This window comes from Kitasatospora sp. NPDC059803, from assembly GCF_042732255.1.
Taxonomy (GTDB): Bacteria; Actinomycetota; Actinomycetes; order Streptomycetales; family Streptomycetaceae; genus Kitasatospora.
On the sequence record NZ_JBHWIJ010000026.1, the window covers coordinates 1 to 6,791 of the forward strand.

Annotated in this window: 9 protein-coding genes; all 9 read right to left on the minus strand. The window is 66.5% G+C overall.

The window, feature by feature from the left end; translation table 11 throughout:
- Positions 1-143 precede the first annotated feature (143 nt).
- Positions 144-1,166, minus strand: a complete 1,023-nt coding sequence (locus tag ACFV6I_RS06775) for a DNA-directed RNA polymerase subunit alpha (protein ID WP_030232516.1) — start codon at positions 1,164-1,166, stop codon at positions 144-146.
- Between the two features lie 146 nt (positions 1,167-1,312).
- Positions 1,313-1,720, minus strand: a complete 408-nt coding sequence (gene rpsK / locus ACFV6I_RS06780) for a 30S ribosomal protein S11 (RefSeq protein ID WP_030232513.1) — start codon at positions 1,718-1,720, stop codon at positions 1,313-1,315.
- A 72-nt stretch (positions 1,721-1,792) separates the two neighbouring features.
- Positions 1,793-2,173, minus strand: coding sequence for a 30S ribosomal protein S13 (gene rpsM, locus ACFV6I_RS06785; RefSeq protein WP_063348977.1), 381 nt, complete (start codon positions 2,171-2,173; stop codon positions 1,793-1,795).
- 178 nt (positions 2,174-2,351) lie between these two features.
- A complete protein-coding gene (gene rpmJ / locus ACFV6I_RS06790) occupies positions 2,352-2,465 on the minus strand; it encodes a 50S ribosomal protein L36 (protein ID WP_003956441.1) in 114 nt (37 codons plus the stop codon).
- 32 nt (positions 2,466-2,497) lie between these two features.
- Positions 2,498-2,719 carry a translation initiation factor IF-1 gene (gene infA / locus ACFV6I_RS06795; protein WP_014047798.1) on the minus strand — a complete coding sequence of 74 codons (222 nt, stop codon included), beginning with the start codon at positions 2,717-2,719 and terminating at the stop codon, positions 2,498-2,500.
- A gap of 205 nt (positions 2,720-2,924) precedes the next feature.
- Positions 2,925-3,350 (minus strand): large conductance mechanosensitive channel protein MscL, encoded by a 426-nt coding sequence (mscL, locus tag ACFV6I_RS06800; protein WP_380423795.1) that lies wholly within the window; start codon positions 3,348-3,350, stop codon positions 2,925-2,927.
- 152 nt (positions 3,351-3,502) lie between these two features.
- The gene (gene map / locus ACFV6I_RS06805) at positions 3,503-4,342 is read right to left on the minus strand and encodes a type I methionyl aminopeptidase (protein ID WP_063348975.1); all 840 of its coding nucleotides are present in this window, start codon (positions 4,340-4,342) and stop codon (positions 3,503-3,505) included.
- A 108-nt stretch (positions 4,343-4,450) separates the two neighbouring features.
- The gene (locus ACFV6I_RS06810) at positions 4,451-5,104 is read right to left on the minus strand and encodes an adenylate kinase (RefSeq protein ID WP_063348974.1); all 654 of its coding nucleotides are present in this window, start codon (positions 5,102-5,104) and stop codon (positions 4,451-4,453) included.
- Positions 5,104-6,414 (minus strand): preprotein translocase subunit SecY, encoded by a 1,311-nt coding sequence (gene secY, locus ACFV6I_RS06815; RefSeq protein ID WP_063348973.1) that lies wholly within the window; start codon positions 6,412-6,414, stop codon positions 5,104-5,106. The genes ACFV6I_RS06810 and secY overlap by 1 nt, the downstream gene beginning before the upstream one ends.
- Positions 6,415-6,791 lie beyond the last annotated feature (377 nt).

Sequence of the window (6,791 nt, forward strand, 5' to 3'; positions counted from 1 at the left end):
TGTTGTCGGGGGTATTTTTTCATTCTTTTATACTCGAATTCGGGCTTATTCTTTTCCGCCGGGGGGCGCCGGGTAATTTTGCCGCGCAGTATTTACACGACGAGGGGGGCGGTCCGGTGGAACCGCCCCCGCGGCCAAATCTCTTAGTACTGCTCGGTCTCGGCGTAACCCGCGTCGTCCAGGTCGTCGGCGCCGAAGGCGTCGGCGGCGGCGGTCGGGTCGAACCCGGGCGGGCTGTCCTTGAGGGCCAGGCCCATGCCGGCCAGCTTCGCCTTGACCTCGTCGATCGACTTCGCACCGAAGTTGCGGATGTCGAGCAGGTCGGCCTCGGAGCGGGCGACGAGCTCACCCACGGTGTGGATGCCCTCGCGCTTGAGGCAGTTGTAGGAGCGGACGGTGAGTTCCAGCTCCTCGATCGGCAGCGCCAGGTCGGCGGCCAGGGCGGCGTCCGTCGGGGACGGGCCCATGTCGATGCCCTCGGCGTCGATGTTCAGCTCGCGGGCGAGACCGAACAGCTCCACCAGGGTCTTGCCGGCCGAGGCCATGGCGTCACGCGGACGCATGGCGGGCTTGGTCTCGACGTCGACGATCAGCTTGTCGAAGTCGGTCCGCTGCTCGACACGGGTGGCCTCGACCTTGTAGGTGACCTTCAGCACGGGGCTGTAGATCGAGTCGACCGGGATGCGGCCGATCTCCTGGCCGGAGGCCTTGTTCTGGACGGCGGAGACGTAGCCGCGACCGCGCTCGACGGTCAGCTCCATCTCCAGCTTGCCCTTGCCGTTCAGCGTGGCGAGGACCAGCTCCGGGTTGTGCACCTCGACACCCGCCGGCGGGGCGATGTCGGCGGCGGTGACGACACCCGGGCCCTGCTTGCGCAGGTACATCACGACCGGCTCGTCGTGCTCCGAGGAGACGACCAGCTGCTTGATGTTGAGGATGAGGTCGGTCACGTCCTCCTTGACGCCCGGCACGGTGGTGAACTCGTGCAGGACGCCGTCGACGCGGATGCTGGTGACAGCGGCACCCGGGATCGACGACAGGAGCGTGCGGCGCAGGGAGTTGCCGAGGGTGTAGCCGAAGCCCGGCTCCAGCGGCTCGATCACGAACCGCGAGCGGAACTCGTCGACGACCTCTTCGGTCAGCGAGGGGCGCTGAGCGATAAGCATGGGGGGTATTCCTCCAGTTGTCTTCGGCACCCACTATTTGATGCCGACAGGACCAAGCGTACGGGGTCCCGCGAACAGCGACGAATCACCGCGTGGGACCCCGTACGAAGGTTCAAAGCAGGTACTGCGAGCCCGAAGGCGCTGCGTCAGACGCGGCGGCGCTTCGGCGGACGGCAGCCGTTGTGCGGGGTGGGGGTGACGTCCTGGATCGAGCCGACCTCCAGGCCGGTGGCCTGGAGCGAGCGGATCGCGGTCTCGCGGCCGGAGCCCGGACCCTTGACGAAGACGTCAACCTTGCGCATGCCGTGCTCCTGCGCGCGACGGGCAGCGGCCTCGGCGGCCATCTGCGCGGCGAACGGGGTGGACTTGCGCGAGCCCTTGAAGCCGACGTGACCGGCGGAGGCCCAGGAGATCACGTTGCCCGCGGGGTCGGTGATCGAAACGATGGTGTTGTTGAACGTGCTCTTGATGTGCGCGTGGCCGTGAGCGACGTTCTTCTTTTCCTTGCGGCGGATCTTCTTCGCGCCGGCAGCCTGACGACCCTTGGGGGGCATAAGTCTGTTCTCCTACTGAGGTGGTCGGTCCGCTGACCCGCGGGCCGGAGGGATGTCCGGTTACGGGACGGACTACTTCTTGCCCGGCTTCTTCTTGCCGGCGATCGCGCGACGCGGGCCCTTGCGGGTACGCGCGTTGGTGTGGGTGCGCTGACCGCGGACCGGCAGGCCGCGGCGGTGACGCAGACCCTCGTAGCAGCCGATCTCGACCTTGCGGCGGATGTCGGCGGCCACCTCACGGCGGAGGTCACCCTCGACCGTGTAGTTGGCGTCGATGTACTGGCCCAGCTTCACGAGGTCTTCCTCGGAGATGTCGCGAACGCGGACATCCGGGTTGACACCGGTCTCGACCAGGGTCTGCTGGGCGCGGGTACGGCCGATGCCGTACACGTAGGTAAGGGCGATCTCGATCCGCTTCTCACGGGGGAGATCAACGCCGGCGAGGCGTGCCATTCAAGGCTCCTGTGCTTTTTCAGAGGTCTTGCGTGCTACCTACTCCTTCGCCTCTCGACGATGGAGCCCCGGCCTCTGACCGGGGGTGGCAGTCCGTCCCTTCGTGGGGACGGATCGGGTAGCCCGCTTATGACGTTTTCGCGTCGCGCGAAGTACTACGAGAAATGCTGGGGAGAGATCAGCCCTGGCGCTGCTTGTGGCGCAGGTTGTCGCAGATCACCATGACCCGGCCGTGGCGGCGGATCACCTTGCACTTGTCGCAGATCTTCTTGACGCTCGGCTTGACCTTCATGTTCAGGTTCTCCGGGTCTAGATCTGACGTTCTTACTTGTAGCGGTAGACGATCCGCCCGCGCGTGAGGTCGTAGGGGCTGAGCTCCACGACGACCCGGTCGTCCGGCAGGATGCGGATGTAGTGCATGCGCATCTTGCCACTGATGTGCGCGAGGACCTTGTGACCGTTCTGCAGCTCGACCCTGAACATCGCGTTCGGAAGAGACTCGATCACGGTGCCCTCGATCTCAATGGCGCCTTGCTTCTTAGCCATGAACTGCGAGATCCACCTTCCGGGACCGGCTACCGTATGCGGCACGCTCGTGCGAACCTGGGTTCACCCCGCCCCCGAAGGGAAGAGGGCGTGCTGAAGCACGCTACGAGTGAGCCGACGGTCCATCCTACGCCAGCGCGTCCGGTGGGCCAAAACGAGATCCCCCGAAGGCGGCCACCGTGACGTTCCGGCTGGTCCCGGCGGGTCAGAACCCGGCGGTGACCTTCAGCGGCTCGACGTGGGCGGTGCAGGCCGCGCAGCGGCGGGCGGCCTCGGGGATCTCGGTCAGGCACTCGGGGCAGGGCCGCTTGGGGGTCTTCGCCTTCTTCGGCAGGTATCGCGCGGTCGCCTTGGTGACCGGCAGCACGACGCAGAAGTACAGCACCGCCGCGGTCATCACGAAGGCGATCAGCACGTTGAGGAACTGGCCGTACGGGAAGGTGACCCCGGCCACCGTCGCCTTGTACGAGCTGAAGTCGCCGGCCGCGCCGACCCCGACGCCGACCAGCGGGGTGAGGAAGGCCGACACGAAGCCGGTCACCACGCCGGTGAACGCGGCGCCGATGACGACACCGACCGCCATGTCGACCACGTTGCCGCGCATCATGAAGTCGCGGAATCCCTTGAGCACTGCACTCTCCCGATCGATCGAAGCTGCTGAAGCCGCTACTGAAGCCACTGCCAGCCGATAAAAATAGGACAAAAGCCCTGGAGGTCCAAACCCCCAGGGCCCTGATCCCTTGTCAGCAGCGGAAGTTGGCCGCTCAGCCGACCGTCGTGAGACTAACCGAGCGGGTCCGGGGCGGCGGTGATGCCCAGCTTCGCGAGCTCCGCCTTGCCGCCGTCGAAGGCCGTCAGGACCAGCGGGCCCTGCTCGGTGACGGCCACCGAGTGCTCCCAGTGCGAGGCCCAGGTGCCGTCGTTGGTGACGACCGTCCAGTCGTCCTCCAGCACGGCGGTGTGCGGGGTGCCCAGCGAGACCATCGGCTCGATCGCCAGCACGGTGCCGGGGATCAGCTTCGGGCCCTTGCCGCGGCCGCGCTCGACGTAGTTCAGCACGTGCGGCTCCATGTGCATCGCGGTGCCGATGCCGTGGCCGCCGTAGCCCTCGGTGATGCCCCACTTGCCCTTGGGGGGCAGCGGCTGGCGGCGGATGAAGCCCTCGATCGCCTTGGAGACGTCGACCAGGCGGTTGTTCTTCTTCATCTGGGCGATGCCGGCCCACATCGAGCCCTCGGTCACCCGGCTCAGCATCTCGACCTCGGGGCGGACCTCGCCGACCGCCACGGTGATCGCCGCGTCGCCGTGCCAGCCGTCCAGGATGGCGCCGCAGTCGATCGAGATGACGTCGCCCTCCTGGAGCACCCGGTCACCGGGGATGCCGTGCACGACCTCGTTGTTCACCGAGGCGCAGATCACCCCGGGGAACCACAGACCGCCGTGGTCGGCGCGGAAGTTGGAGGTCGCACCGTGGTCGGTGATGACCTTGTCCGCGATGTCGTTGAGCTCCTGGGTGGTCACCCCCGGGGCGACCGCCTCCCGGCAGGCCTTCAGCGCCTCGGCGACGACCAGCCCGGCCGCTCGCATCTTCGCGATCTGCTCGGGGGTCTTGATCTCCACCATCTGGTCACGCCTTCCACGTTCTGTTTGCCACTGCCTACCACCGTACGACGCCGTACGGCCGCGCCGCCCGGGATCGGGGAGCGCGGCCGTACGGCGTCGCCGGGAAACTCAGTTGTCCTGCTTCAGCGCCTCGATCGCGCGCCGGGTGACCTCGTCCACCTTGCCGAGGGCCGAGATGGTCGCCACCAGGCCCTGCTGGACGTAGTAGTCGATGATCGGCTCGGTCTCCGTGTGGTAGACCTCCAGCCGGGTGCGCACCTTGTCCTCGGTGTCGTCCGAGCGCTGGTACAGCTCGCCGCCGCACTCGTCGCAGACGCCCGCGGCCTTCGGTGGGTTGTAGTCCACGTGGAAGACGTGGCCCCCGTCGTTGCGGCACAGGCGGCGGCCGGCGATCCGGCGGACCACCTCGTCCTCGGGGACCTCCAGGTCCAGCACGCCGTCCAGCTTGATCCCCTGCTCGACGAGGAACTCGTCGAGCGCCTTGGCCTGGCCGAGGTTGCGGGGGAAGCCGTCGAGCAGGAAGCCGCCTGCGGCGTCCTCCTGGAGCATGCGGTCCTTGGCCATCCCGATGGTGACCTCATCCGGCACCAGACGGCCCGCGTCCATGTAGCTCTTGGCCTCGAGCCCCAGCGGGGTGCCCTGACCGATGTTGGCGCGGAACAGGTCGCCGGTGGAGATGTGGGGAATGGACAGGGTCTTGGCGAGCAGGTGCGCCTGAGTACCCTTCCCGGCCCCGGGAGGACCAACGAGGACGATACGCATCAGCGGAGGAACCCTTCGTAATTGCGCTGCTGGAGCTGGCTCTCGATCTGCTTCACAGTTTCGAGTCCGACGCCGACGACGATGAGCACGCTGGTGCCGCCGAACGGGAAGTTGGTCTGCTGTCCGAAGGCGACCAGGGCGATCATCGGGATCAACGCGATCAGGCCCAGGTAGAGCGAACCCGGCCACGTGATTCGGGTCAGCACGTAGTTCAGGTACTCGGCCGTCGGTCGGCCGGCCCGGATGCCCGGGATGAAGCCACCATACTTCTTCATATTGTCGGCAACTTCTTCGGGGTTGAAGGAGATCGCGACGTAGAAGAAGGCGAAGAAGACGATCAGCAGGAAGTAGGTCGCCATGTAGATCGGGTGGTCGCCCTTGACGAAGTGCTGGGTGACCCACACCGCCCAGCCCGACTGGCTACCGGTCAGCTGGACCACCAGGGCCGGGATGTACAGCAGCGACGAGGCGAAGATGACCGGGATGACACCGGCCTGGTTCACCTTGAGCGGGATGTAGGTCGACGTGCCGCCGAACGCCCGCCGGCCGATCATCCGCTTCGCGTACTGCACCGGGATCCGGCGCTGGGCCTGCTCGACGAAGATGACCAGCATCACAACGATGATGCCGACCGCGACCACGGACAGGAACTCGACCCAGCCGCCACCGATGGTGCCGGAGCCCTTGATCGCCCACATCGAGGACGGGAACTGCGCGGCGATCGAGGTGAAGATCAGCAGCGACATGCCGTTGCCGATGCCGCGGTCCGTGATCAGCTCGCCCAGCCACATGATCACCGTGGTGCCGGCGGTCATCGTGATCACCATGACGGCGATCCGGAACACGCTCGTGTCCGGGACGATCTGGTTGCCCACCGGGCAGCCGGAGAACAGCGCGCCGCTGGAGGCCGTCGCCACGATGCCGGTGCCCTGGAGCACGGCGAGCGCGATGGTCAGGTAGCGGGTGTACTGGGTGATCTTCGTCTGGCCGGCCTGGCCCTCCTTCTTCAGCGCTTCCAGTCGCGGGATCACGACCGTGAGGAGCTGGAGGATGATGCTCGCGGTGATGTACGGCATGATGCCGAGCGCGAAGATCGTCAGCTGGAGGAGCGCGCCACCACTGAACAGGTTGACGAGCCCGAAGAGGCCGTTGTTCTTGGTGTCCTTCACACACTCGTTCACGGCCGTGAAGCTCACGCCGGGGATCGGAATGTGTGAGCCCAGGCGGAACAGCACCATGATGCCCAGCGTGAACAGCAGCTTCTTGCGCAGGTCGGGCGTCTGGAACGCCCGCGCGAACGCACTGAGCACGGTGCCTCCTGCGCCTCCCGCGCGTCGTCGGCGGGAGGGTCGGTCCTGAATGGGAGTTTTGGCGGTACGGGCTCCCGTACAGACGGCACAGGCGAGCCTACGCGCAGCCTACAAGGGAACTCCACGGACTCTAACAGTGCGCAGCCACTCGGAAGAAGCGCGTACCGCCCCTCCCCCACTCACGGGGTACGGGATGCCCGGGTTTGCCACACAAAAGAACGAGGACACGTCAACGGAATGCCCGGAAAACGCGATACCCGGAAAACGCGCGAGCCCCGCGGCGGCCCCCAAAGCTGGGGGGGGGGGGGGTTTTAAAAAAAAAAGAAACCCCAAGCACACTAAGTATGGGAGTGTGGGGGTGGTGGGGGTTTTGAGGG

Excerpts from the sequence above, each read along its gene's own strand:
- rpmJ (WP_003956441.1), bottom strand. The coding sequence starts at position 2,465 with ATGAAGGTCAAGCCGAGCGTCAAGAAGATCTGCGACAAGTGCAAGGTG.
- infA (WP_014047798.1), bottom strand. The coding sequence starts at position 2,719 with ATGGCTAAGAAGCAAGGCGCCATTGAGATCGAGGGCACCGTGATCGAG.
- ACFV6I_RS06810 (WP_063348974.1), bottom strand. The coding sequence starts at position 5,104 with ATGCGTATCGTCCTCGTTGGTCCTCCCGGGGCCGGGAAGGGTACTCAG.
- ACFV6I_RS06775 (WP_030232516.1), bottom strand. The coding sequence starts at position 1,166 with ATGCTTATCGCTCAGCGCCCCTCGCTGACCGAAGAGGTCGTCGACGAG.
- rpsM (WP_063348977.1), bottom strand. The coding sequence starts at position 2,173 with ATGGCACGCCTCGCCGGCGTTGATCTCCCCCGTGAGAAGCGGATCGAG.
- map (WP_063348975.1), bottom strand. The coding sequence starts at position 4,342 with ATGGTGGAGATCAAGACCCCCGAGCAGATCGCGAAGATGCGAGCGGCC.
- rpsK (WP_030232513.1), bottom strand. The coding sequence starts at position 1,720 with ATGCCCCCCAAGGGTCGTCAGGCTGCCGGCGCGAAGAAGATCCGCCGC.